Raw genomic sequence first — 23,826 nt, 5'->3', positions numbered from 1 at the left:
TTATGGCTAAAACATCAATGAAATCGACGGCCCTGGAATCACGCGTATCACTTCATGAACACGGTGCGGCTACCTGGCTTGGACAATTGACCACGCGTTACGGTTTACCCGCGATCTGCGTGGTGCTGGTTATCGTTTTTTCACTGACAACGCCTTCGTTTGCTTCCCTGTTGACGCTGCAGGCCATTCTCGATAGCAAATCGAAAATTGCCCTGCTGGCGCTGGCAGCAACCATCCCGATGATTGTTGGCAAAATCGACCTGAACGTCGGCTTCGGCATCGTGCTCTGGCACATCCTCGCCATTACTTTGCAGGTTGAATATGGTTTCTCCTGGCCCGTCGCTGTGGCGATCGTGCTGGTGCTCTCTGCGCTCTACGGTTTGCTGAACGGTATTCTGGTGGCGCTGGCGGATATCGACAGCTTTGTTGCGACCCTGGGTTCCGGTACGGTGCTGTACGCCATCGCGCTCTGGCACTCTGGCGGTCGGCAGATCGTCGGGGACTTACCGGACGCCTTTATCGCCCTGCATCACTCCGACCTGTTCGGCATTCCGGTGGTGGCCTTCTACGTCCTTTTTGCCGCCGTGGTGTTGTGGATCATCACCGAACATACCCCGATTGGTCGCTGCATGTATGCGGTGGGCGGCAACCCCGTCGCCGCAGCGCTCAACGGCATTTCCGTTAATCGTTACATCATCGGGGCATTTATGACTTCCAGCACCTTAACCGGCTTTACCGGGGTGATCATCGCCGCCGAGCAGGGTGTGGGCCAGGCCAGCGTCGGGATGGATTATCTGCTCCCGGCTCTGGTGGGCGCCTTCCTTGGCAGCACTACCATTCGTCCTGGCCGGGTGAACGTCTGGGGCACGGTGGTCGGTATTGCGGTGCTGGCGATAGGTATTGCGGGTATCCAGCAGTTCGGCGGCGCGTTTTGGGTCGAACCACTGTTTAACGGCGCGACGCTGCTGCTGTCGATTACCCTGGCAGGCTACGCCCAACGCCGTCGGGCATTAAATAAAAAACTGGTGCAGCGGGCACAATCGCCAGCATCAGGCTCCTCCGTTACCCAATGACTCTCGCGTAAGGAACTGAAAATGAATAAAAAAATAGTTCAATGCTGTCTGGCTGCCGGGTTGATGATGGCAAGTGGTTTCAGCCTCGCCGACGATGCCTTTGTTCAGCAAGCGAAAACGGCGATTGCCAAAGCGACCGCACCAGTCACCACATGGGACGGCCCAACCCAGGGTCCGGCGCTGCAGCCGAATAAGAAGATCATTTTCATCGCCTCGGACATGAAAAACGGCGGCGTGCTGGGCGTTAAAGAGGGACTGGAGGAAGCGGTGAAAGCCGCAGGCTGGCAGCTGGATGTACTGGATGGTGCAGGTTCGGTGAAAGATCAACTGGCGGCGCTAAACCAGGCAATCGCCCGTAAACCGGACGGTATCGTCATTGGCGGCTGGAACCCGAACGTCGCCAAAATTCCGCTGAAAAAAGCCGTGAAAGAGGGCATCGTGCTGACCGCATGGCACGCGGTTCCCGCGCCTGGCCCGGTTCCGGCTTACAACATTTTCTACAACGTGACCTCCGACTCGAACGAAGTCTCGCGCATGGCGGCGCTGTATGCGGTGGCGAAATCCAACGGCACCGCCAAGGTGCTGATTTTCACCGACTCGCTGTACCAAATCGCGCTGGATAAAGCCAACGCGATGAAGAAGGTGATTGAGCAATGCAGCGGTTGCCAGGTGGTGGAGTTTATCGATACCCCGCTGGCCGATACCTCCAACCGCATGCCGGGCATGACCTACAGCCTGATCCAAAAATATGGCGATAAATTCGAATACTCGCTGGCGATTAACGACCTGTACTTCGACTTTATGGCCCCTGCCCTGCAAACCGCGGGCAAAGGCAGCGGAGATAAACCACCGTACAACATCTCCGCTGGCGACGGTTCCGTCACCGCCTACCAGCGCGTACGTGAAGGCAAAGCGCAGATCGCAACCGTACCAGAACCGTTGAAACTGCACGGCTGGCAGCTGCTGGATGAATTTAACCGCGCCTTCGCGGGCAAAGCGCCGTCTGGTTATGTCACCCCGGCGCATCTGGTAACCAAAGAGAACATCGCCGCCGACGGCGGCCAGAACAACGAATTCGACCCGGACAACCATTATCGCGATCGCTACAAAGCCATCTGGGGCGTGAAGTGAAATGTTAGCCGTCACGGGAAGTATTGAACGCCTGTGCTCACCGGCGATCTGGGCGGAAGGCCCGGTGTGGCTGGCAGACCAGCAGTGCCTGATTTTCAGCGATGTGAAAGGCAACAGAATGTTCCGTTGGGATGCGCAAAATGGCGTCAGCGTGTTTCGTGCCGAATCCCACTTTGCCAACGGCAACGCGCGGGACTTACAAGGGCGCTTGTTAACCTGCGAGCACGGTCGGCGCGGGATCAGCCGTACCGACGCCGCAGGCAATCACACCCTGCTGGTGGATAAAGTCGATGGGCTGCGTTTTAACTCCCCCAACGATATCGCGGTGCGCCAGGACGGGTCGATTTGGTTTACCGATCCGCCCTACGGCATCGTCGGTGACGAAGAGGGCTATCGCGCCGCAAGTCAGGTCATTGGCTGCTACGTCTATCGCTTTGATGAAGCGCGTCACCAGGTCGCTATTGCCATCAGCGATACCCAGCGCCCCAACGGGCTGGCCTTTTCGCCAGATGATAAATGGCTATACGTGGCAGATATGTCGGTTATTGATTTTCCGAGCCAGGGTCGCCGGGAAATTCGTGCTTACCGTCTTGAAGGCGATAACGCGCTATTTTCCCACGTTGTAACCCAGGTCAAACCGGGTATTCCGGACGGATTTTGCGTCGACCAGGACGGGAATATTTACTGCAGCTGCGAAACGGGGATTTTGATTTTCTCCGCCGCAGGCGAATTACTGGACACCATTGCGGTCCCCGAGCGCGTCTCTAACTGCACCTTTGGTGGCCCCGACGGGAATGCGCTTTTTATTACGGCGACGACATCGCTGTACCGGGTGACCTTCACCCCGTCCCGCCTTCAGGGATAAACCAGAATCACACCGACACGCACCGGTCCTGCCGGCGTGTTTTTGCAACCCGACACTATTTAGTGGAACCACATTCCACTATGTGAAACATAAGATGTAATGGAGAAAACGTATGTTATTGAGTTTTTCTGACCTTAAAAATGAGTTTACCCGTGTCCTGCTGGCACGCGGCGTGGCGGCTGAAACTGCCGATGCCTGTGCAGAAATGTTCGCTCGCACCACCGAGTCAGGGGTCTATTCACACGGCGTAAACCGTTTCCCGCGCTTTATTCAGCAGCTGGAAAACGGCGATATCATCCCGGAGGCCCTGCCAAAACGTACCGCTTCATTGGGGGCAATTGAGCAGTGGGATGCCCAGCGTTCAATCGGTAACCTGACGGCGAAAAAAATGATGGATCGGGCTATTGAACTGGCTTCTGACCACGGTATTGGTCTGGTTGCGGTACGCAACGCCAACCACTGGATGCGCGGCGGCAGCTACGGCTGGCAGGCGGCGGAAAAAGGCTACATCGGTATCTGCTGGACCAACTCCATTGCCGTGATGCCGCCGTGGGGCGCCAAAGAGTGCCGCATCGGGACGAACCCACTGATCGTCGCTATTCCGTCGACGCCGATCACCATGGTGGACATGTCAATGTCGATGTTCTCCTACGGCATGCTGGAAGTGAACCGTCTGGCGGGCCGCCAGCTGCCGGTTGACGGCGGATTCGATGACGAAGGCAACCTGACCAAAGACCCGGCACCCATCGAGAAAAACCGCCGTATTCTGCCGATGGGCTACTGGAAAGGTTCAGGCCTCTCCATTGTGCTGGACATGATCGCCACCCTGCTCTCCGATGGCGCTTCCGTTGCTGCAGTAACTGAAGACAACAGTGACGAATTCAACATTTCGCAAGTCTTTATCGCTATCGAAGTGGACAAGCTGATCGACGGAGCCACTCGCGACGCCAAGCTGCAACGCATCATGGATTACATCACCAGCGCCGAACGTGCCGACGAAAACGTGCCGGTCCGTCTGCCCGGTCATGAGTTTTCCCGTCTGCTGGAAGAGAACCGCCGCAACGGCATCACCGTTGATGACAGCGTGTGGGCAAAAATCAAAGCGCTGTAAGGAATATCATCATGATTTATGGACATATTTCCCAACCCAACGCCTGCCGGTACCCGGCGGCGATTGAAAAAGCACTGGATTTTTTGCGCACCACGGACTTCAGCAAGCTGGAGACCGGGGTGGTCGAAATCGAGGGGCGCACGATCTTCGCGCAGATCCTCGACCTGACCACCCGCCCGCACGATGAATTGCGCCCGGAAGTACACCGCCGCTACCTGGATATCCAGTTTTTATATTCCGGTGAAGAGCAGATCGGTGTTGCTATCGATACCGGCAATAATGTCGTCAGTGAAGAATTACTTGAGCAGCGGGATATTATTTTCTATCACCACAGCGAAAATGAATCGTTAATAGAAATGAGGCCGGGGAACTACGCCATATTTTTCCCGCAGGATGTTCACCGACCAGCCTGTAATAAACACCGGGCAACGGCAATCAGGAAAATAGTGGTTAAAGTTGCTATTTCCGCTTTAGATTAATCCGTAATTTATTTGTCGCACGACGATAAATAAAAGGAGTGAAAAATGGAAAGAAATGACGCCGGTTATATCATCGGCGCATACCCTTGTGCGCCCTCATTTCACCAAAAGAGCGAACAAGAAGAGACGGAATTCTGGCGCTTACTCGCGGACACGCCCCACATCCGTGGGCTCGAGCAGCCATGTCATGAGAACTTTCACCCCTATGGCGATGAGTGGTTGCTCCAGCATACGCCGCAGGAGTGGCAGATGGTGGTGACTGCCATCCCGGAAACCATGCGTCGCCGTGGCGGCGGCAACACGGCTTTCGGCCTGGCCTCCAGCGATGAAGAACAGCGCCTGGCATGCATCGAATTCCATCGTCATTTACACAACAAAATCAATGCGCTAAACAAACGTTTTGCTGGCAAGGTGATCGCCCTGGAACTGCAGGCAGCGCCGCTTGCAGGCAATGCGAACGTAGAGCAGGCAACCGATGCTTTCGCCCGCTCAATCAAAGAGATTGCGGCCTGGGACTGGTCATGCTCACTCGTACTGGAACATTGTGATGCCATGAACCAGCCGGCGCCACGCAAAGGCTTTTTGCCGCTGGAAAACGTGCTGGAGGTCCTGGCAGGTTACCGCATTGATATCTGTATCAACTGGGCGCGGTCGGCGATTGAAGGGCGTAACGCCGCCCTGCCGCTGACGCACGCTCAGGCGGTACATGCCGCAGGAAAACTGGGGGCGCTGATGTTCTCTGGCACCGCGACCGAAGGGCCGTATGGCGAATGGACTGACCTGCACACACCGTTCGCCCCGTTCTGCCCGCACAGCCTGTTAACGGCGGCGCACGCCAAAGAATTATTTAATGTGGCTGATTCAGCAAAATTACAGTTTGCCGGTATTAAGTTACTGGAAATTGATGAGAATGCTGATGCGAATCATCGCATAGCCATATTACGCGATGGCATTAACGCGTTAAACATAGCCCAACAATAAATATAAAGCGTCAATTTAATCGCAACGTCAGTTACTTTAAACACGAGATTAATATGAACACTTCCTCTTACGCTACAACCGCGGATATTCCGCGCCAACGCTGGTTAAGAATTATTCCCCCTATTCTTATCGCGTGTATTATTTCCTATATGGACCGGGTCAACATTGCCTTTGCTATGCCCGGCGGGATGGATGCCGAACTCGGTATTTCCGCCACCATGGCAGGGCTTGCGGGCGGGATATTCTTTATCGGCTATCTGTTTTTACAGGTGCCGGGCGGGAAAATCGCGGTCCACGGCAGCGGCAAGAAGTTTATTGGTTGGTCGCTGGTCGCCTGGGCGGTCATTTCGGTCCTGACCGGGTTAATCACCAACCAGTATCAGCTGCTGGTCCTGCGTTTCTTACTGGGTGTCGCCGAAGGGGGCATGCTGCCCGTGGTGCTGACGATGATCAGCAACTGGTTCCCGGATGCTGAACGTGGCCGCGCCAACGCGATTGTGATTATGTTTGTCCCGATTGCCGGCATTATCACCGCCCCGCTCTCCGGATGGATCATTACCATCCTCGACTGGCGCTGGCTGTTCATTATTGAAGGCTTGCTCTCAGTGGTGGTATTAGCCCTGTGGGCCTATACCGTCTACGACCGTCCGCAGGAAGCCCGGTGGATTTCTGAAGCCGAAAAGCGCTACCTGGTCGATACCCTCGCCGCCGAACAACGCGCCATCGCCGGAACCACCGTCAAAAATGCGTCTCTCAGCGCTGTACTGGCCGACAGAACCATGTGGCAACTGATCGCCCTGAATTTCTTCTATCAGACCGGTATTTACGGCTACACCCTGTGGCTCCCCACCATTCTCAAAGAGCTGACGCACAGCAGCATGGGGCAGGTTGGGATGCTCGCTATCCTGCCGTACATCGGGGCGATTGCCGGGATGTTCCTGTTCTCTTCCCTCTCTGACCGTACCGGAAAACGCAAACTGTTCGTCTGCCTGCCGCTGGTTGGCTTTGCCCTGTGCATGTTCCTGTCGGTGGCGTTGAAAAACAACGTCTGGCTGGCCTATGCCGCGCTGGTGGGTTGTGGCTTCTTCCTGCAGTCCGCGGCGGGGGTGTTCTGGACCATTCCGGCCCGCTTGTTCAGCGCTGAAATGGCCGGCGGCGCCCGTGGCGTCATCAACGCCCTCGGCAACCTCGGTGGCTTCTGCGGCCCCTACGCGGTGGGCGTACTGATCACCCTTTACAGCAAAGACGCCGGCGTTTACTGCCTGGCGATCTCCCTGGCGCTGGCTGCGCTGATGGCCCTTCTGCTGCCGTCGAAATGCGATACCGGCGCAGCCCCGGTAAAGACGATGAGCCCACGTAAACACGCGGCGTAACCCCTGCCGGGGGGTCTGCGCCTCCCGGCAACAAAGAGAATGCAAAGATGAGTGAGAAAAAGACCTTCTGGCTCGGTATCGACTGCGGTGGTACCTATCTGAAAGCCGGTTTATATGACGCCAAAGGTCATGAGCATGGCATTCATCGGCAATCGCTGCAGACGGCGTCGCCCCTGCCGGGCTATGCCGAACGCGACATGCACCAGCTCTGGCAACAGTGCGTGGCGACCATTGCCGGGCTACTACAACGCACCGGCGTCGTGGGCGAACAGATTTCCGGGATCGGTATTTCGGCGCAGGGCAAGGGGCTGTTTCTCCTGGATAAACAGGATCGGCCACTGGGCAATGCCATGCTCTCCTCCGATCGCCGGGCGCTGGATATCGTCCAGCGCTGGCAGCAGGACGGCATCCCTGAGCAGCTGTATCCGGTCACCCGCCAGACGTTGTGGACCGGGCATCCGGCCTCGCTGCTGCGCTGGGTAAAAGAGCATGAACCTCAGCGTTACGCGCAAATCGGCAGCGTCATGATGGGCCACGACTACCTGCGCTGGTGCTTAACCGGCGTTAAAGGCTGCGAGGAGAGCAACATCTCCGAGTCCAACCTCTACAACATGGCAACCGGCCAGTACGACCCACAGCTGACCCGCTGGCTGGGCATCAGTGAAATCGATAACGCCTTACCGCCCATCGTCGGTTCAGCAGAAATATGCGGGGAAATCACCGCTCAGGCAGCCGCTATCACCGGTCTGGCGGCGGGAACTCCCGTCGTCGGCGGTCTGTTTGATGTGGTTTCCACCGCACTCTGCGCGGGTATCGAAGATGAGTTTACCCTCAATGCGGTAATGGGGACCTGGGCGGTGACCAGTGGAATAACCCACGGCCTGCGCAATCACGAGGCCCACCCTTACGTCTACGGTCGCTACGTCAATGACGGGCAGTACATCGTTCATGAAGCCAGCCCAACCTCTTCCGGCAATCTTGAATGGTTCACGGCCCAATGGGGCGACCTCTCTTTCGATGAGATCAACCGGGCCGTCGCCGGGCTGCCGAAAGCCGACGGCCAGCTCTTTTTCCTGCCGTTTCTCTATGGCAGCAACGCCGGGCTGGAGATGACCTGCGGGTTTTACGGCCTGCAGGCGCTGCACACCCGCGCCCATCTGCTGCAGGCGGTCTACGAAGGAGTGGTCTTCAGCCATATGACCCACCTGAACCGCATGCGTGAACGCTTTACCGATGTTCACGCCCTGCGCGTCACCGGCGGCCCGGCGCACTCTGACGTCTGGATGCAGATGCTGGCCGACGTCAGCGGTCTGTGCATCGAATTGCCGCAGGTCGAGGAGACCGGGTGCTTCGGCGCGGCGCTTGCCGCCCGCGTCGGGACAGGCGTCTACCGCACCTTCCAAGACGCCCAGCACGATTTACAACATCCGGTACGCACGCTGCAGCCCGACATGGCCGCGCACACGCGTTACCAGCACAAATACCAGCAATACCAACATTTGATTCAGGCACTGCAGGGCTATCACGCCCGCATTAAGGAGCACGCACTATGAGCCGTCCATTACTGCAACTGGCGCTCGACCATACCCATCTTCAGGCGGCACAGCACGATGTCGCCCTGTTACAGGACCACGTCGATATCGTCGAAGCCGGCACGATCCTGTGCCTTGCCGAAGGGCTGCGCGCGGTGACCGCCCTGCGCGCCCAGTGTCCGGACAAAATTATCGTCGCCGACTGGAAGGTGGCCGATGCCGGCGAAACCCTCGCACAGCAGGCGTTTAACGCCGGCGCCAACTGGATGACTATCATCTGCGCCGCCCCGCTCGCCACGGTAGAGAAAGGCCACGCCGTGGCGCAGGCCTGCGGCGGAGAAATTCAGATGGAGCTGTTCGGCAACTGGACGCTGGAGGATGCCCGTGGCTGGTATCGCACCGGGGTTCGTCAGGCGATCTACCACCGCGGACGCGACGCCCAGGCCAGCGGGCAACAGTGGGGTGACGCCGATCTGACGCGCATGAAGGCGCTGTCGGATATTGGCCTCGAACTGTCGATTACCGGCGGGATCACCCCCGCTGACCTGGCGCTGTTCCGTGATATTAACGTTAAAGCGTTTATTGCCGGACGTGCATTATCAGGCGCCGCCCACCCGGCACAGGTTGCCGCCGAATTCCACGCACAGATTGACGCCATCTGGGGAGAACAGCATGCGTAATCATCCGTTAGGTATCTATGAGAAAGCGCTGGCCAAAGATCTCAGCTGGCCGGAGCGGCTGGTGCTGGCAAAAAGCTGCGGGTTTGATTTTGTCGAAATGTCGGTAGATGAGACTGACGAACGCCTGTCACGCCTCGACTGGAGCCCCGCTCAGCGCGCCTCGCTGGTGACCGCCATGCTGGAGACCGGAGTAGCCATTCCGTCGATGTGCCTCTCCGCCCACCGCCGCTTCCCCTTTGGCAGCCGCGATGAGTCCATCCGCCAGCGGGCGCGGGAGATCATGACCAAAGCCATCCGTCTGGCGCGCGATCTGGGCATCCGCACCATTCAACTGGCGGGCTATGACGTCTACTACGAGGAGCACGATGAAGGCACCCGCCAGCGCTTTGCCGAAGGGCTGGCGTGGGCAGTGGAACAGGCCGCAGCTGCACAGGTGATGCTGGCGGTGGAGATCATGGATACCGCCTTTATGAACTCCATCAGCAAGTGGAAAGCGTGGGATGAGATGCTCTCTTCCCCATGGTTCACCGTTTATCCGGACGTCGGCAACCTCAGCGCCTGGGGCAACGACGTGGCCGCCGAACTCAAACTGGGTATCGATCGCATCGCCGCCATCCACCTGAAAGATACCCAGCCGGTCACCGCGCACAGTCCCGGACAGTTTCGTGACGTGCCGTTTGGCGAAGGTTGTGTCGATTTTGTTGGCATTTTCAAAACCCTGCACGAACTGAACTATCGCGGATCGTTTCTGATTGAAATGTGGACGGAGAAAGCCAGCGAACCGGTGCTGGAAATTATCCAGGCACGTCGCTGGATTGAATCGCGGATGCAGGAAGGAGGATTTACATGTTAGAACAACTCAAAGCCGAGGTCCTGGCTGCCAACCTGGCGCTGCCGGCCCACCAGCTGGTGACGTTTACCTGGGGCAACGTCAGCGCGGTCGATGACACGCGCACGCTGATGGTCATCAAACCTTCCGGTGTCGAATATACGGTAATGACCGCCGACGATATGGTGGTGGTGGAGTTAGCCAGCGGCAAGGTCGTTGAAGGCAGCAAAAAACCGTCGTCCGATACCCCGACCCATCTGGCGCTCTATCGCCGCTATCCGCAGATCGGCGGGATCGTGCACACCCATTCCCGCCACGCGACGATCTGGTCGCAGGCGGGCATTGACCTGCCGGCATGGGGCACCACCCATGCCGACTATTTCTACGGCGCCATTCCCTGTACCCGTCTGATGACCGTGGACGAAATTAACGGCGAATACGAATATCAGACCGGCGAAGTGATCATTAAAACCTTTGAAGAGCGCGGGCTGGATCCGGCGCAAATTCCGGCGGTCCTCGTCCACTCACACGGCCCGTTTGCCTGGGGCAAAGATGCCGCCGATGCCGTGCATAACGCGGTGGTGCTGGAGGAGTGCGCTTACATGGGGCTGTTCTCGCGCCAGCTGGCCCCGCAACTGCCTGATATGCAGTCTGAACTGCTCGATAAACACTATTTGCGTAAACACGGCGCCAATGCCTATTACGGGCAAAACTGACCACCCTACCACCGCGCCTTCTCCGCCCGGAGGAGGCCGTTCCTACGCCGAATTCACGTGCTCCTTACAGTAGCGACGCTTCCATGCCGCCGGGGTCAGACCGGTGTGCTTGCGGAAAATTTTGCGGAAATAGCCCACATCATTAAACCCGCATTTCGACGCCACGTCGGTCAATGACAGCGAATCGCTGATCAGCAGCTTTTCCGCCGCCCTCACCCGCTGGCGATGCAGCGCTTCGGTTAGCGTCAGCCTGAAAGCATGGCGATAGACGCGCCCGAGGTAGTCCGCGTTGCAGTGCAGCTCCTTCGCCAGCGTGGAGGCAGAAATGGGCAGATGAAACCGGGTGAGGATGATTTGCTGCGCTTTCCAGGCCAGCGCGGTGCCGGGACTATCGGCAGGCTGTTCGCTGGCCGCCGCCGCAATCTGCTGCAAAATCAGCAGCAGGATCAGCTCCAGCGCGACGCTACGATGAATATTTTCCTGTTCGTGCAAGAATTGCCTGAACAGGGAGATAATATATTGCGGCTCACTCACCCGCATGTGCTGGGGCACCGCCAGCAGCGCTTCGGGCGGCGAGGCGGCCTCGTCTGCTACCACTTCGAAATGCAGCCAGTAGAATTTTAAATCCGCCGGAAATTGCCCTACCCCGACATGCAAGCGCTCTGGCCACAGCAGCAAACTTTCCCCGGCATTCACGCTAAATACCTCGTTATCTTCGCGAATCGTTAATGTCCCTTTTTCAACGAAGATAATTTCCCAGGAACGAAGCTGTCGTGCCGGATGGCTACCAATACCGCGAGAAATAAATAACCCGCCATTTTGGACTTTAATCGGTAAAGACATGGATAATTCAAGCATAGATATGAAAATCTCCGCTATTTGCATCACCAGATATTCGCTTTACCTTTGATTATTCACGATAAAACAGCATGATTCAGGATCGCAATCACACTTTTATCATGAAGTCGGAATCGTCACCTTTTTATACTTTTCCCTTCCCTTGTTAGCCCAGGTATTTAGTGCAGAATAAATAACGTACTTTGCAAATGACAAATAAAAGCCCGCACTTCAGCGGGATATTATTCCGCACATCATCTCCGGGAGTTATTTATGACTTCGGCTCCGATTACCACAAGTGATTTAGCACAACGCACTCAGGACGATTCCCTCACGCTCCGTGAAAAAATCGGTTACGGCCTGGGCGATGCGGGCGGGACGGTCATTACCTGCCTGATCATGAACTTTTTAACTTTCTTCTATACCGACGTGTTTGGACTGACGCCGGCGCTGGTCGGGACGCTATTCCTGGCACTGCGCGTGTTTGACGCCATCTCCGACCCGATCATGGGCGTGTTGGCCGACCGCACCCAAAGCCGCTGGGGACGCTTTCGCCCGTGGCAGCTATGGATAGCGTTGCCCATCGGCATTATCGGCGTACTGACCTTTACCGTGCCGGATGCCGGTATGGGCGTAAAAATCGCCTGGGCTTTCGGCACGTATCTGCTGCTGTCGGTGAGCTATACCGCGATTAACGTGCCCTACTGCGCGCTGATTAACACTATGACCACGCGCCACAGCGAAGTGATCTCGTGCCAGGCGTGGCGTTTTGTCTTGTGCGGCGTGGCAGGATTCCTTGTATCCGTTGGGCTGCCGTGGCTGGTGAAGGCGCTCGGTCAGGGCAACACCGCACAGGGCTATCAGTATGGCGTCGGCGTACTCTGCGCCATTGCGGTGGTGATGTTCCTGTGCTGCTTCTTCTGGGTTCGCGAACGCGTCTCGTTGGACATGATGGGGAAATTCACCCTGCGCGAACATATCGCCGGACTGCGCCAGAATGACCAGCTGTTGCTGATGCTGGTGATGTCGTTCCTGCTGATCAACGTCTTTAATATCCGCGGCGGCGGCTACATGTACTTCATCACCTACGTGTTGGGCGGCTCGACCGGCTATACCTCGCTGTTCTTCACCATGGTGACCTTCGCCTCGATTGGCGGCTCGGTGATTATCAACCTGCTGTCGCGCCGCTTTGATACCGTCAAACTCTATTACTACACCAACCTGGTGTTAGCCGCGATCGCCTTCGCGATGTGGTTTTTACCGACCGGCCCGGCCTACCAGACCTTATGGCTGGTGGTGATCCTCAGTAACGGCATCATTCTCGGCTTCACCCTGCCGCTGCACTTCTCGCTGATGGCCTTCTCCGACGATTACGGTGAATGGAAAACCGGCGTGCGCTCTTCCGGCATGAACTTCGCCTTTAACCTGTTCTTCATCAAGCTGGCATGGGCCTCCAGCGCCGGCATTATCAGCCTGGTGTTTATCTATGTGGCCTATCAGCCGGGCGCGGAAAACCAAACCGCATCATCGCTGGCCGGCATCTCCAGCATGGAGACCCTGTTGCCGGCCCTGTTCCACCTGCTGCTGGCCTTCACCATTCGCGCCTGCAAGCTTAATAATCCTATGATGGCGCGCATTGCCAGCGACCTGCGCACGCGTCACGTCCAGTCTTAAGGAGTCCGTTATGTCTGTTATGGAAGTCGATCTGCACAAACTGAAAATCAACGACCCGTTCCTCGGCCAGTACCAGCAGCTGGTGCGCGATGTGGTGATCCCGTATCAATGGGATGCGCTAAACGACCGTATTGCCGAGGCGGATCCGAGCCATGCAATCGAAAACTTCCGGATTGCCGCAGGGCAGCAGGAAGGAGAATTTTACGGCATGGTCTTTCAGGACAGCGACGTGGCTAAATGGCTGGAAGCCGTTGCCTGGTCGCTATGTCAGAAGCCGGACGCCGAACTGGAAAAAACCGCTGACGAGGTGATTGAACTGGTGGCGGCCGCCCAGTGCGAAGATGGCTACCTGAACACCTACTTCACGGTCAAAGCCCCGGCGGAACGCTGGACTAACCTTGCAGAATGTCATGAGCTGTACTGCGCGGGCCACATGATTGAAGCGGGCGTCGCCTTCTTCCAGGCCACCGGCAAACGCCGCCTTCTGGAGGTCGTTTGCCGTCTTGCCGATCATATCGACAACGTGTTCGGCCCCGGCGACAACCAGCTGCACGGCTACCCTGGCCACCCGGAGATCGAGCTGGCGTTAATGCGCCTGTACGACATTACCCAGGAGCCGCGTTATCTGGCGCTGGTGAACTATTTCGTTGAAGAGCGCGGCACGCAGCCGCACTTTTACGATATCGAATATGAAAAGCGTGGCAAAACCTCCTACTGGAATACCTACGGCCCGGCCTGGATGGTGATGGATAAGCCCTACAGCCAGGCGCACCAGCCGATTTCCGAACAGCCTGTCGCCATCGGCCATGCGGTACGTTTTGTCTACCTGATGACCGGCGTCGCCCATCTCGCCCGCTTAAGTCAGGACGAGGGCAAACGTCAGGACTGCCTGCGCCTGTGGAACAATATGGCTCAGCGCCAGCTGTATATTACCGGCGGCATTGGTTCGCAGAGCAGCGGCGAAGCCTTCAGCAGCGACTATGACCTACCAAACGACACGGTCTACGCGGAAAGCTGCGCGTCTATCGGACTGATGATGTTTGCCCGTCGGATGCTGGAGATGGAAGCCGACAGCCAGTATGCCGATGTGATGGAGCGTGCGCTGTATAACACCGTGCTGGGCGGGATGGCGCTGGATGGTAAACACTTCTTTTACGTTAACCCGCTGGAAGTGCACCCGACATCGTTAAAATTCAACCATATCTATGACCACGTGAAGCCGGTGCGTCAACGCTGGTTTGGCTGCGCCTGCTGCCCGCCAAACATAGCCCGCGTACTGACCTCGCTGGGGCACTATATCTACACGCCGCATCAGGATGCGCTGTACATCAACCTGTACGTGGGTAACAGCGCGGAGATCCCGGTGGGTGATGAAACCCTGCGCCTGCGGATCAGCGGTAACTATCCGTGGCAGGAGCAGGTGAAGATAGCTGTCGACTCACCGACGCCGATCAATCACACCCTGGCGCTGCGCCTGCCGGACTGGTGCGATAACCCGCAGGTGACGCTCAACGGCAAGCCAGTGGCCCAGGATGTACGCAAGGGGTATCTGCATATTAGCCATCGCTGGCAGGAAGGCGACACGCTTCTGTTAACGCTGCCGATGCCGGTGCGCCGCCTTTACGGTAATCCGCTGGTGCGTCATCAGGCCGGCCAGGTCGCTGTCCAGCGCGGTCCGCTAGTGTACTGCCTGGAGCAGGCGGATAACGGCGAGCAATTGCATAACCTGCAGCTGCCGCGCAACGCCGGGTTCAGCGCCTTTGAAGGGAAAGGGATTTTTGCCCACAAGGTGATCCTGCAGGCGCCAGGTTATAAGCAGACAGCGGAAGACGCCGGCCAGCAGGCGCTATGGCATTATGATCGTGCGCCGACAACCCGCCAGCCGCAGACCCTGACCTTTATTCCGTGGTTTAGCTGGGCCAACCGTGGCGAAGGCGAGATGCGCATTTGGGTAAAAGAAGCAGAGGAATAAGCGCGAAGGTTGTCGCTGAACCACTGGCGGATTCAGATTTCCCGGTAGCGCTGCGCTGAGCGGGCTACCGGGTCGGTCTGGTAGCCCGGACAGGCGGGTCAAGCACCGCCTCCGGGATTTCCCTGGCTACAGGAACAGTGCCTTATCACGCAGGATATGGTCGTTGCCACGTCGGCGGGTAAAGCCAATCCGGTCGAAATATTCAAGAATCTGAATCGCCAGCTTGCGCCCGACGTTCAGGGTATCGCGGAAATCGGCCGCACAGGTGGATCCACGAGCCAGATCCAGTTCGCGGATCATTCTGGCAAAGGCCACGATCCGATCGTTGCGGTAATAACGATCTTTGACGATCGCGGTAATCATCCCCTGCTGCGCCGCCTGACGCAGCACCGCGCGCATCAGCGCCTCTTCAACGCCCGCCTCTTTCGCCAGGTCACGTACCCACCAGGGCTCGTCGGCAAACAGGTCGGCAACCCGCAGCCAGATGCTCTGCTGTTCTTCGGTAAAGCCCGCTTTGTGTTCCGGCAGATGTAACCATCCGTGATGGCTATCGATAGTCCCGCTGGCGCGCATCTGCTCAATCAGCAGCAGTACCAGCGCTTCGTCCTCCATCGGCAGCGCAATACGCCGCAGACGTTCGCGGCCCGGTCCAGGCTCGTCGCGATGCTGATCGTGGTAGCGCGCCAGGGCATCAAGCAGCTTGCGCTGCCAGCGCGCGGCCAGCGGAGCGCTGAGCAGACTGTTGCCCGCCTGCAGGTAATCCGGGCGGTTAATCAACACGTTCAGGCCTTCATCGCTGAGCTGGCGCGCCCAGGCAAAATCATCGAGACGGACGGCATCGCGTTGCAGATGAATATCCAGCGCCTGAGCATCATCCCCCTGCGACGCGGCTAACGCCGCCAGCCATTGTAAATATTCAGGCTTACGCTTGCCGCGCCGCGGCGGATTTAGCGTCACCACGCGGGCACCCGCCAGGGTAACGCGAGCGGAGATATCGCGCAGCACCAGGCGGTCGTTATCTGCCAGCCACAGCGGAGTATCGAGTACCAGTTCGGCGAGATCCCCCTCCAGCAGCGATACGCGTCCGGTAATATGGCTGGCGGCATGATGGATATGCAAAGATTGCCATTGCGTCAACGGCGTGTGGCACTGCAACTCAACGATCACCCGTTCAGAAGCCTCCGGCGGCCGCACCGAGAGCAGCCAGTCGCCGCGATTCAGCGCCTCTTTTTGCGCATCGCCAACAATATTCAGGGCGATACGCTGGCCTGCCCAGGCCTGCCCGACGGCCTGGTTCTGGGCGTGCAGACCGCGCACGCGCATCGGTTTATCGACCCCTGTCAGCCACAGCGTATCACCCACATTGACCTCTCCCGACAGCGCCGTTCCGGTCACCACCAGCCCGGCACCTTTAACCGTAAAGGCCCGGTCGATCGCCAGGCGAAAACGCTGGTGCTGCGGGTGCGCACGGGCGGACAGCTGCAGTAAATGCTCGCGCAGTTCGGCGATCCCCTGGTTTTCAGTGGCCGCGGTGGCAAACAACGTGGCGTCGGTAAAACCAAATTCTGCCAGCACCGCCGTCACGTCGCCACGCACCTCTTCAACGCGCTGCGCCTCGACGCGGTCCGCTTTGGTCAGCGCGATGGTCAGCGACGGCTTTCCCGTCAGCTGCAGGATGGCCAGATGCTCGCGGGTCTGCGCCATCACGCCATCATCGCAGGCCACCACCAGCAGCGCGTGGTCAATGCCACCCACGCCCGCCAGCATGTTAGACAAAAACTTTTCGTGGCCAGGCACATCGATAAACCCCAGCACGCGACCGTCGGGCTGCGGCCAGTAGGCGTACCCCAGATCGATCGTCATCCCGCGTGATTTCTCTTCCGGCAGGCGGTCAGCATTAACGCCGGTAATCGCCTGCAGCAGCGTTGTTTTACCGTGGTCAACATGTCCGGCGGTGGCAATAATCATTGTAATAACATCTCCATAAACCGGGGTTCATCTTCAAGACAGCGCAAGTCCAGCCACAGACGCCCATCGTAAATCCGTCCGATAACCGGGATCGTCAGCCCGCGCCAACGGGCCGCCAGCGCCTCCAGCTGACTACCACGACCATCGCGCGGCGTAAAGGTCAGCGCCGCCCCAGGCAGACGGTCTACCGGTAGCGAACCGCTGCCAATTTGCGACTGACATGGCTCCACCCGCACCTCAAACTGCGTGTAGTGCGCGGCCAGCAACGGCTGCAGGCGCAACCCCTGCGCCTGAATCGCCTCCGCCGTGCGGGTCAGCAGGCGCAGGGTGGGCAGCCGATCGGCCAGCGTTTCCGGATGCAGATAGAGCCGCAGAGTGGCTTCCAGCGCGGCAAGGGTCATTTTATCCGCTCGCAGCGCGCGCTTAAGCGGGTGCTGCTGCAGACGGGCAATCATCGCCTTCTCACCAACGATAATCCCCGCCTGCGGACCACCCAGCAGCTTATCGCCGGAGAAGCTCACCAGACTGACTCCCGCCGCGATCATCTCCTGCGGCATCGGCTCTTTCGGCAGACCATACTGGCTCAGGTCAACCAGCGAACCACTGCCCAAATCAGCCACCACCGGAATCCCCGTTTCGCGGCCAATCGCCGCCAGTCCGGCCTCATCGACGGCCGTCGTGAAGCCCTCGATGCTGTAATTGCTGGTATGGACCTTCATCAACAGCCCGGTATTCTCATTCACGGCCTGACGATAATCTTTCGCATGGGTGCGGTTGGTGGTGCCGACTTCATGCAGGATACAACCCGCCTGGCGCATCACATCGGGAATACGGAATGCACCGCCGATCTCCACCAGCTCGCCGCGCGAGAGCACCACTTCTTTACCGCCGGCGGTGGCCGCCAGCATCAGCAGCACCGCCGCAGCGTTATTGTTGACGATGCAGGCATCTTCCGCGCCGGTTATGCGGCACAGCAGCTCCGCCAGCGCCCGATCGCGGTGGCCGCGCCCGGCATCATCCAGGCTGTACTCCAGCGTGACCGGCGCACGCATCGCCTGTGCAACTGCGTCAACCGCCGCTTCTGCCTGAATTGCGCGCCCCAGGTTGGTATGCAGCACCGTGCCGGTGAGATTGAACACCGGGCGCAGCGCGCTTTGCAGCGTTTGCGCCAGCCGTCGCCCGGTTTCCTGCGGCCAGTCATCGCACCAGGCCGGCAGCGCCTGCTGCTGACGAATGTATTCCCGCGCCTCCTCCAGCATCTGGCGCAACAGCGCCACCACCTGAGCATGGCCATAGCGGGCCAGCACAGCAGAAAAAGCGGGATCGCGAAGCAAACGGTCGGTGGCCGGCAGCCGGGTGTAAAGCGCACGAATATCGGTAGTCATGAATGGACCTGGCGGTAAGTTATTTACCCCCCTCCCGACGGGAGAGGGAGTCAACAAATCAGCGGTGATTGTAACGTCTCCGGGAGGAAACTGTTACCTGCCTGGGTCAAGTCCTTGGCGGTTCGGTACGGGCAAAACTGGCGCGCTGGAAAAGCGCATCGACCAGCTTAATCAGCTGAGGCCGCGTCGCGCACCAGCCGGGCGCAACCCGCCGAAAGTTGAGATAGGCAATCGCGCACGCCGCTGAAATCGTGGCCAGATTGACCTCGTCGATACGCAGACTGCCATCGGCGACATAGGCTTCCAGCGCATCGAGTCCCCGGGTCACTTTCTCCCGCTGGCGCAGCAGCTCGCTTTCTGACTGCTGCGCAGCCGGACGGCTCTTTTCGCGCACCAGCGCCTGCGCCGCCTCCATTACGCCGTCGGCCAGCGCCTCCAGCTGACGCATTTTCAACGCCGCTTTCGGGTCCGCTGGCACCATTGCCGGCGCAGCGCCGAGTTGATCAAGGTATTGCGCGATAATGGGGGAGTCATACCAACATTCGCCGCCGTCCGTGACCAGCACCGGCACCTTACCCAAGGGATTGTATTTCCCGACGCCGTTCACGTCCTGGTAGGGAAATTCATTGACGAATTCGAAGGGGAGGTTTTTCTCCAGCAGAATGACGGAGATTTTACGCACAAAGGGACTGGTGTAGCTGCCGATCAGTTTCATTACCTGCTCCTTTCGCCAACAAAAAAGTAGAAGCCTGATGGGACAGGCTCTATAGCCAAAATAGTTCGAGTTGCAGGACCACAACGCTTTCGACGTTGTTGAACAGCGTTTACGCTGCCCCCACAGGGGCGAGGCCGAAGGCCGAGTAACGCGGCGACGCAGAGAATCCCCAGTCACTTACTCAAGTAAGTGACTGGGGTGAACGAGGACAAATTCGTCAGGAACGAATTTGAACGCTGTTCGCAGCGCCCGTAGGGCAAGGCCCAGGGATGGGCCGAGTATTGCCAACGACCATGCAACTTGAAGTATGACGGGTATAAGTATGGTTCAGGCGCAGGCAAAAGGCAGGTCAGACTTAACGTCAGCCTGCCTTCATCGCAATTAATGATCCAGGTAGAGGTAGTGCATCCAGCTGGTCATGCGCAGCAGGACCTTTCTCATGACCGATACATGGCTGAAGTGGTCGGAATAGACCGCCACCTGAGCATAAATACCGTCCGGCAGCGAGTCGACATCCGCGTTGGGATCCAGCTCAATTGTCGCCAGTACGCCATCGGTTCCCGGTAAGACCGTCAGCGACTGTAATGCCCCTTGAGCCTGGTAAGATCCACCCGGGACCACCGGAAGAATATTGGTCAGCTTGCCATGGAATACCTGGCCCGGCAGCGCGTTAAAGACCACTTCGGCATCATCGCCTGGCTTCAGTCGCAGCAGCGAGTTTTGGCGGAACTGAGCAACAATCTGCCGTTTTTGTTCCGGGATAAAGACCATCACCGGGCGCAGCGGCAGCGCTGCCGCATAGGTGCCGGGACGGATCAGCACCTGGGTAACATAGCCGTTGCTTGGCGCGCGAATAACGGTCTGGTCGAGGTTATATTTCGCCTCCGCTAACTGCGCGCGCAGACTGACAACCTGCGACTGCTCACCGCCCACCATGCTGTCCAGTTGACTCTGAATCTGTGCCTGCTCGGCAACCGATGCTTTTACTAACGCATCCTGCGCCAGATAGTTTTGCCGGGCATTATCGATATCGCTTTCTGAGAACGGGTTGACCCGCGCCTGGCTGCCTTTCAGGTAGCGTTGGTAGTCTTTGTAGAGCCGATCGCGCTCGGCGGAAACACGCACCGTGTTTGCCTGCGCTTCTGAAAGCTGCGCCTTCAGAGTGTTGATGCTGTGCAGCGCGGTCACCAGATCGGCCTGCAGTCTATCTACCCGGGCCTGATAGCGCACGGGATCAATCGTAAACAGGACATCACCCTTATTAACACGTTGATTCGTTTTATCCGTCACGGTACTGACGATACCGGTCACCTGTGGCGTAATGGGAATCGAAATAACCGCCTTTTGTGCAGTAAATGTATAAGGATGGTTATAGTTCATTAATAAAATAAGGGCGCTGACGAGAAATATACCGCCTAATGCCGCCGTGGCGAGAGTCCACTGGTTAACCGGAATGCGAAATATCTTAAAAACCGCCCATGCAATCGCCACATAGGTCAATACAATTAACAGATCCATGATTAGCGCTCCGGGGTCTCTTTATCTGCGGATGATGGCACCGCACCCAGTCTTTTTTCCAGCTCGGCAACACGTTGTGAAAGCCGATCGATATCGGGATCGCGTTCAGATGGAGGAAGATGAGATTTCATTCCCCACCCGCGCTCAGGCTGATAGAGAGTGGCCCAAATCCACAGGAATGGCCAGATAACATGCAGCGTAAACAGGCTCACCCACCCGGCGGTATGGATGGCATCAGCGTGGGGATGATTACGTTTTTTAGCCATTAAATAGGGAATATCATGAATCGCGATAATTCCATAAAAGAGAACCAGAAAAACGAAGATCAATACACCCAGCGCAAAATAGTTGAGAAACATATGTGCCTCACTAAACACGACGTCAGCTCATCAATGATATAAAATGGTAAGCAACCAAATTAATTAATGAAATTTAAGTAAAAGGAAAATGCACTTATAATTTAAGGCCGGGGAGTATTGTTTTTAGTTATTCTCCTTGCAAGTTTTTAAGCGTGACAAAATATATCCTGAAGAACTATAGACTTATCTTTACATGTTGAGCTTAAGCCACATTCTGACTTTTTTCCATACGGTACGCCGATGATGTTTTTTCATTCTGCAGCCTGTTTACCGACGCCGGCCGCAGTGCGAGCGAACAGAGTTTGCCGGCGATCACATCCGCAAAATTCAGCGAATTATTTTTTGTGAACAAAGTCACAATATCGAGACAAACTGAAAACAATATTATGTGATGCGATTCACATTAATTAGCCTAATCAGGCGAATTTTGACCCATTGTCTTTTTTTTGCACACCCATTTTGTGATACACGTCACTACAAATACCTGCCAGATACCTATATTCATGTGATCAGAATCACACTAAAACCCACCGACTGGACAGTTTAACGATTCAGTGCCAGATTCGCTTTATCAATCAGGGTCCGGCGACCTCTGCCGCCATATTCACAACAAGCCTCGGGCTTTTAGCCTACGCGATAAGCAAAACAGAAGAAGGGGTGTTTTATGTCATCCGATATCAAGATCAAGGTGCAAAGCTTTGGTCGTTTCCTCAGCAATATGGTGATGCCAAACATCGGCGCGTTTATCGCGTGGGGTATCATCACCGCATTATTCATACCGACAGGGTGGTTACCGAATGAGACGCTGGCGAAGTTAGTCGGCCCGATGATCACCTACCTGCTGCCGCTGCTTATCGGCTATACCGGCGGTAAGTTAATTGGCGGTGAGCGTGGCGGCGTCGTCGGTGCCATTACCACCATGGGCGTCATCGTCGGCGCGGACATGCCGATGTTCCTCGGCGCCATGATCGCAGGTCCACTGGGCGGCTGGGCGATTAAACATTTTGATAGCTGGGTAGACGGTAAGATTAAGTCCGGTTTCGAGATGCTGGTGAACAACTTCTCCGCCGGTATTATCGGGATGATCCTCGCCATTCTGGCATTCCTCGGCATTGGCCCGGCGGTTGAAGTCCTGTCCAAAATTCTGGCGGCGGGCGTTAACTTCATGGTTGTCCATGACATGCTGCCGCTGGCATCTATCTTCGTTGAACCGGCGAAAATCCTGTTCCTGAACAATGCTATCAACCACGGCATCTTCTCGCCGCTGGGTATTCAGCAGTCTCATGAGCTGGGCAAATCAATCTTCTTCCTGATTGAAGCCAACCCGGGCCCGGGGATGGGCGTACTGCTGGCATACATGTTCTTTGGTCGCGGTAACGCGAAGCAGTCTGCAGGCGGTGCGGCAATCATCCACTTCCTGGGCGGTATCCACGAAATCTACTTCCCGTACGTACTGATGAACCCGCGTCTGATCCTTGCCGTTATTCTCGGCGGTATGACCGGCGTGTTCACCCTGACTATCCTCAACGGCGGTCTGGTTTCTCCTGCTTCCCCAGGTTCTATCCTTGCGGTGCTGGCGATGACGCCGAAAGGGGCGTACTTCGCTAACATCGCGGCCATTATTGCCGCAATGGCCGTCTCCTTTGTGGTCTCCGCCATTCTGCTGAAAACCAGCAAAGTGAAAGAAGAAGATGATATCGATGCTGCGACCCGTCGCATGCAGGATATGAAAGCTGAATCCAAAGGCGCGGCTACTCCGCTGTCTGCAGGTACCGTGGCTAACGATCTGAGCCACGTGCGCAAAATCATCGTGGCCTGCGATGCCGGCATGGGTTCCAGCGCCATGGGTGCCGGGGTGCTGCGTAAAAAAGTGCAGGATGCGGGGCTGGGCAATATCTCCGTCACCAACTGCGCCATTAACAACCTGCCGCCGGATGTCGACCTGGTGATTACCCACCGCGATCTGACCGAGCGGGCGATGCGCCAGGTGCCGCAGGCCCAGCACATTTCGCTGACCAACTTCCTCGACAGCGGCCTGTACACCAGCCTGACCGAGCGTCTGGTTGCGGCGCAGCGCCATACTGACAACGAAGAGAAAGTCCGCGGCAGTCTGAAAGACAGCTTCGAGGCCGCCGATACAAATCTGTTTAAGCTTGGCGCAGAGAATATCTTCCTCGGTCGCAAAGCGGCGACCAAAGAAGAGGCGATCCGCTTCGCGGGCGAGCAGCTGGTGAAAGGCGGCTACGTTGAGCCTGAATATGTCCAGGCGATGCTGGATCGTGAAAAACTGACCTCCACCTATCTGGGCGAGTCCATCGCGGTACCACACGGCACGATTGAAGCTAAAGATCGCGTCCTGAAGACCGGCGTGGTGTTCTGCCAGTACCCGGAAGGGGTTCGCTTTGGCGAAGACGAAGATGACGTAGCCCGTCTGGTTATCGGTATCGCGGCACGCAATAACGAGCACATTCACGTGATTACCAGCCTGACTAACGCGCTGGATGATGAGTCGGTGATTGAGCGCCTGACCCGCACCACCAGCGTTGAAGAAGTGCTGGCGCTGCTGAAAGGCACCAAAGCGTAAACGGTCCCGGCCACGCCGGGAGACGAATCACCCTCTCTCTCTGA

At 57.3% G+C, this 23,826-nt stretch carries 20 protein-coding genes; 14 read left to right on the top strand and 6 right to left on the bottom strand.

Annotation, left to right across the window (positions count from 1 at the left end):
- Nucleotides 1-2: 2 nt before the first annotated feature.
- From OQV00_RS00940 to araD, 11 genes are all read left to right on the top strand, one after another.
- Nucleotides 3-1,073 carry an ABC transporter permease gene (locus OQV00_RS00940; protein ID WP_044023579.1) on the top strand — a complete coding sequence of 357 codons (1,071 nt, stop codon included), beginning with the start codon at nucleotides 3-5 and terminating at the stop codon, nucleotides 1,071-1,073.
- 63 nt (nucleotides 1,074-1,136) lie between these two features.
- Complete coding sequence (locus OQV00_RS00935; RefSeq protein ID WP_048756834.1) at nucleotides 1,137-2,204, top strand: ABC transporter substrate-binding protein; 1,068 nt, start codon at nucleotides 1,137-1,139, stop codon at nucleotides 2,202-2,204.
- 1 nt (nucleotide 2,205) lies between these two features.
- On the top strand, nucleotides 2,206-3,069 hold the full coding sequence (locus OQV00_RS00930; RefSeq protein WP_004868844.1) for an SMP-30/gluconolactonase/LRE family protein: 864 nt from the start codon (nucleotides 2,206-2,208) through the stop codon (nucleotides 3,067-3,069).
- Nucleotides 3,070-3,181: 112 nt separating this feature from the next.
- Complete coding sequence (gene yiaK, locus OQV00_RS00925; RefSeq protein ID WP_004868847.1) at nucleotides 3,182-4,180, top strand: 3-dehydro-L-gulonate 2-dehydrogenase; 999 nt, start codon at nucleotides 3,182-3,184, stop codon at nucleotides 4,178-4,180.
- An 11-nt stretch (nucleotides 4,181-4,191) separates the two neighbouring features.
- The gene (locus OQV00_RS00920; RefSeq protein ID WP_004868849.1) at nucleotides 4,192-4,659 is read left to right on the top strand and encodes a NanQ anomerase/TabA/YiaL family protein; all 468 of its coding nucleotides are present in this window, start codon (nucleotides 4,192-4,194) and stop codon (nucleotides 4,657-4,659) included.
- A 45-nt stretch (nucleotides 4,660-4,704) separates the two neighbouring features.
- Nucleotides 4,705-5,640 (top strand): DUF4862 family protein, encoded by a 936-nt coding sequence (locus OQV00_RS00915; RefSeq protein WP_044350498.1) that lies wholly within the window; start codon nucleotides 4,705-4,707, stop codon nucleotides 5,638-5,640.
- A 53-nt stretch (nucleotides 5,641-5,693) separates the two neighbouring features.
- Entirely contained in the window at nucleotides 5,694-7,013 is a 1,320-nt protein-coding gene (locus OQV00_RS00910) for an MFS transporter (protein ID WP_088402348.1), read from the top strand.
- Between the two features lie 47 nt (nucleotides 7,014-7,060).
- A complete protein-coding gene (locus tag OQV00_RS00905) occupies nucleotides 7,061-8,566 on the top strand; it encodes an FGGY-family carbohydrate kinase (protein ID WP_266279695.1) in 1,506 nt (501 codons plus the stop codon).
- Nucleotides 8,563-9,225 carry a 3-keto-L-gulonate-6-phosphate decarboxylase UlaD gene (gene ulaD, locus OQV00_RS00900; RefSeq protein ID WP_071359838.1) on the top strand — a complete coding sequence of 221 codons (663 nt, stop codon included), beginning with the start codon at nucleotides 8,563-8,565 and terminating at the stop codon, nucleotides 9,223-9,225. The genes OQV00_RS00905 and ulaD overlap by 4 nt, the downstream gene beginning before the upstream one ends.
- A complete protein-coding gene (locus OQV00_RS00895) occupies nucleotides 9,218-10,078 on the top strand; it encodes an L-ribulose-5-phosphate 3-epimerase (protein ID WP_004868862.1) in 861 nt (286 codons plus the stop codon). Before ulaD ends, OQV00_RS00895 begins: the two co-directional genes overlap by 8 nt.
- A complete protein-coding gene (gene araD, locus OQV00_RS00890; RefSeq protein WP_004868864.1) occupies nucleotides 10,072-10,770 on the top strand; it encodes an L-ribulose-5-phosphate 4-epimerase in 699 nt (232 codons plus the stop codon). Before OQV00_RS00895 ends, araD begins: the two co-directional genes overlap by 7 nt.
- Before the next feature lie 42 nt (nucleotides 10,771-10,812).
- Here the strand turns inward: araD and OQV00_RS00885 are convergent, their stop codons facing one another.
- The gene (locus OQV00_RS00885; protein ID WP_266279692.1) at nucleotides 10,813-11,628 is read right to left on the bottom strand and encodes a helix-turn-helix domain-containing protein; all 816 of its coding nucleotides are present in this window, start codon (nucleotides 11,626-11,628) and stop codon (nucleotides 10,813-10,815) included.
- Nucleotides 11,629-11,880: 252 nt separating this feature from the next.
- On the opposite strand from OQV00_RS00885, the gene OQV00_RS00880 reads away from it, so the two are divergent.
- Both OQV00_RS00880 and OQV00_RS00875 read left to right on the top strand, forming a co-directional pair.
- Entirely contained in the window at nucleotides 11,881-13,281 is a 1,401-nt protein-coding gene (locus OQV00_RS00880; protein WP_004868866.1) for an MFS transporter, read from the top strand.
- A 10-nt stretch (nucleotides 13,282-13,291) separates the two neighbouring features.
- A complete protein-coding gene (locus OQV00_RS00875; RefSeq protein ID WP_004868869.1) occupies nucleotides 13,292-15,253 on the top strand; it encodes a glycoside hydrolase family 127 protein in 1,962 nt (653 codons plus the stop codon).
- A 126-nt stretch (nucleotides 15,254-15,379) separates the two neighbouring features.
- Here the strand turns inward: OQV00_RS00875 and selB are convergent, their stop codons facing one another.
- From selB to OQV00_RS00850, 5 genes are all read right to left on the bottom strand, one after another.
- Complete coding sequence (selB, locus tag OQV00_RS00870; RefSeq protein WP_152292503.1) at nucleotides 15,380-17,221, bottom strand: selenocysteine-specific translation elongation factor; 1,842 nt, start codon at nucleotides 17,219-17,221, stop codon at nucleotides 15,380-15,382.
- On the bottom strand, nucleotides 17,218-18,606 hold the full coding sequence (gene selA / locus OQV00_RS00865; RefSeq protein ID WP_266279689.1) for an L-seryl-tRNA(Sec) selenium transferase: 1,389 nt from the start codon (nucleotides 18,604-18,606) through the stop codon (nucleotides 17,218-17,220). The genes selB and selA overlap by 4 nt, the downstream gene beginning before the upstream one ends.
- A gap of 106 nt (nucleotides 18,607-18,712) precedes the next feature.
- On the bottom strand, nucleotides 18,713-19,321 hold the full coding sequence (locus tag OQV00_RS00860) for a glutathione S-transferase (protein WP_015585527.1): 609 nt from the start codon (nucleotides 19,319-19,321) through the stop codon (nucleotides 18,713-18,715).
- Between the two features lie 381 nt (nucleotides 19,322-19,702).
- Complete coding sequence (locus OQV00_RS00855; protein ID WP_004868880.1) at nucleotides 19,703-20,839, bottom strand: HlyD family secretion protein; 1,137 nt, start codon at nucleotides 20,837-20,839, stop codon at nucleotides 19,703-19,705.
- 2 nt (nucleotides 20,840-20,841) lie between these two features.
- Nucleotides 20,842-21,198: a DUF3302 domain-containing protein gene (locus OQV00_RS00850; RefSeq protein WP_004868882.1), complete on the bottom strand. Its 357-nt coding sequence runs from the start codon at nucleotides 21,196-21,198 to the stop codon at nucleotides 20,842-20,844.
- A 664-nt stretch (nucleotides 21,199-21,862) separates the two neighbouring features.
- Between OQV00_RS00850 and OQV00_RS00845 the strand changes: the two genes are divergently transcribed.
- A complete protein-coding gene (locus tag OQV00_RS00845) occupies nucleotides 21,863-23,782 on the top strand; it encodes a PTS mannitol transporter subunit IICBA (RefSeq protein ID WP_075808152.1) in 1,920 nt (639 codons plus the stop codon).
- Nucleotides 23,783-23,826: the final 44 nt, after the last annotated feature.

This window comes from Klebsiella sp. DY2415, from assembly GCF_026314315.1.
GTDB classification, from domain to species: Bacteria; Pseudomonadota; Gammaproteobacteria; order Enterobacterales; family Enterobacteriaceae; genus Klebsiella; species Klebsiella ornithinolytica.
Note: the sequence above shows the minus strand (reverse complement) of the source record. Positions and strands in the feature narration are given on the sequence as shown.

Coding starts and splice junctions, on each gene's coding strand:
- OQV00_RS00940 (WP_044023579.1), top strand. CDS start 3: ATGGCTAAAACATCAATGAAATCGACGGCCCTGGAATCACGCGTATCA.
- OQV00_RS00935 (WP_048756834.1), top strand. CDS start 1,137: ATGATGGCAAGTGGTTTCAGCCTCGCCGACGATGCCTTTGTTCAGCAA.
- OQV00_RS00930 (WP_004868844.1), top strand. CDS start 2,206: ATGTTAGCCGTCACGGGAAGTATTGAACGCCTGTGCTCACCGGCGATC.
- yiaK (WP_004868847.1), top strand. CDS start 3,182: ATGTTATTGAGTTTTTCTGACCTTAAAAATGAGTTTACCCGTGTCCTG.
- OQV00_RS00920 (WP_004868849.1), top strand. CDS start 4,192: ATGATTTATGGACATATTTCCCAACCCAACGCCTGCCGGTACCCGGCG.
- OQV00_RS00915 (WP_044350498.1), top strand. CDS start 4,705: ATGGAAAGAAATGACGCCGGTTATATCATCGGCGCATACCCTTGTGCG.
- OQV00_RS00910 (WP_088402348.1), top strand. CDS start 5,694: ATGAACACTTCCTCTTACGCTACAACCGCGGATATTCCGCGCCAACGC.
- OQV00_RS00905 (WP_266279695.1), top strand. CDS start 7,061: ATGAGTGAGAAAAAGACCTTCTGGCTCGGTATCGACTGCGGTGGTACC.
- ulaD (WP_071359838.1), top strand. CDS start 8,563: ATGAGCCGTCCATTACTGCAACTGGCGCTCGACCATACCCATCTTCAG.
- OQV00_RS00895 (WP_004868862.1), top strand. CDS start 9,218: ATGCGTAATCATCCGTTAGGTATCTATGAGAAAGCGCTGGCCAAAGAT.
- araD (WP_004868864.1), top strand. CDS start 10,072: ATGTTAGAACAACTCAAAGCCGAGGTCCTGGCTGCCAACCTGGCGCTG.
- OQV00_RS00885 (WP_266279692.1), bottom strand. CDS start 11,628: ATGCTTGAATTATCCATGTCTTTACCGATTAAAGTCCAAAATGGCGGG.
- OQV00_RS00880 (WP_004868866.1), top strand. CDS start 11,881: ATGACTTCGGCTCCGATTACCACAAGTGATTTAGCACAACGCACTCAG.
- OQV00_RS00875 (WP_004868869.1), top strand. CDS start 13,292: ATGTCTGTTATGGAAGTCGATCTGCACAAACTGAAAATCAACGACCCG.
- selB (WP_152292503.1), bottom strand. CDS start 17,221: ATGATTATTGCCACCGCCGGACATGTTGACCACGGTAAAACAACGCTG.
- selA (WP_266279689.1), bottom strand. CDS start 18,606: ATGACTACCGATATTCGTGCGCTTTACACCCGGCTGCCGGCCACCGAC.
- OQV00_RS00860 (WP_015585527.1), bottom strand. CDS start 19,321: ATGAAACTGATCGGCAGCTACACCAGTCCCTTTGTGCGTAAAATCTCC.
- OQV00_RS00855 (WP_004868880.1), bottom strand. CDS start 20,839: ATGGATCTGTTAATTGTATTGACCTATGTGGCGATTGCATGGGCGGTT.
- OQV00_RS00850 (WP_004868882.1), bottom strand. CDS start 21,198: ATGTTTCTCAACTATTTTGCGCTGGGTGTATTGATCTTCGTTTTTCTG.
- OQV00_RS00845 (WP_075808152.1), top strand. CDS start 21,863: ATGTCATCCGATATCAAGATCAAGGTGCAAAGCTTTGGTCGTTTCCTC.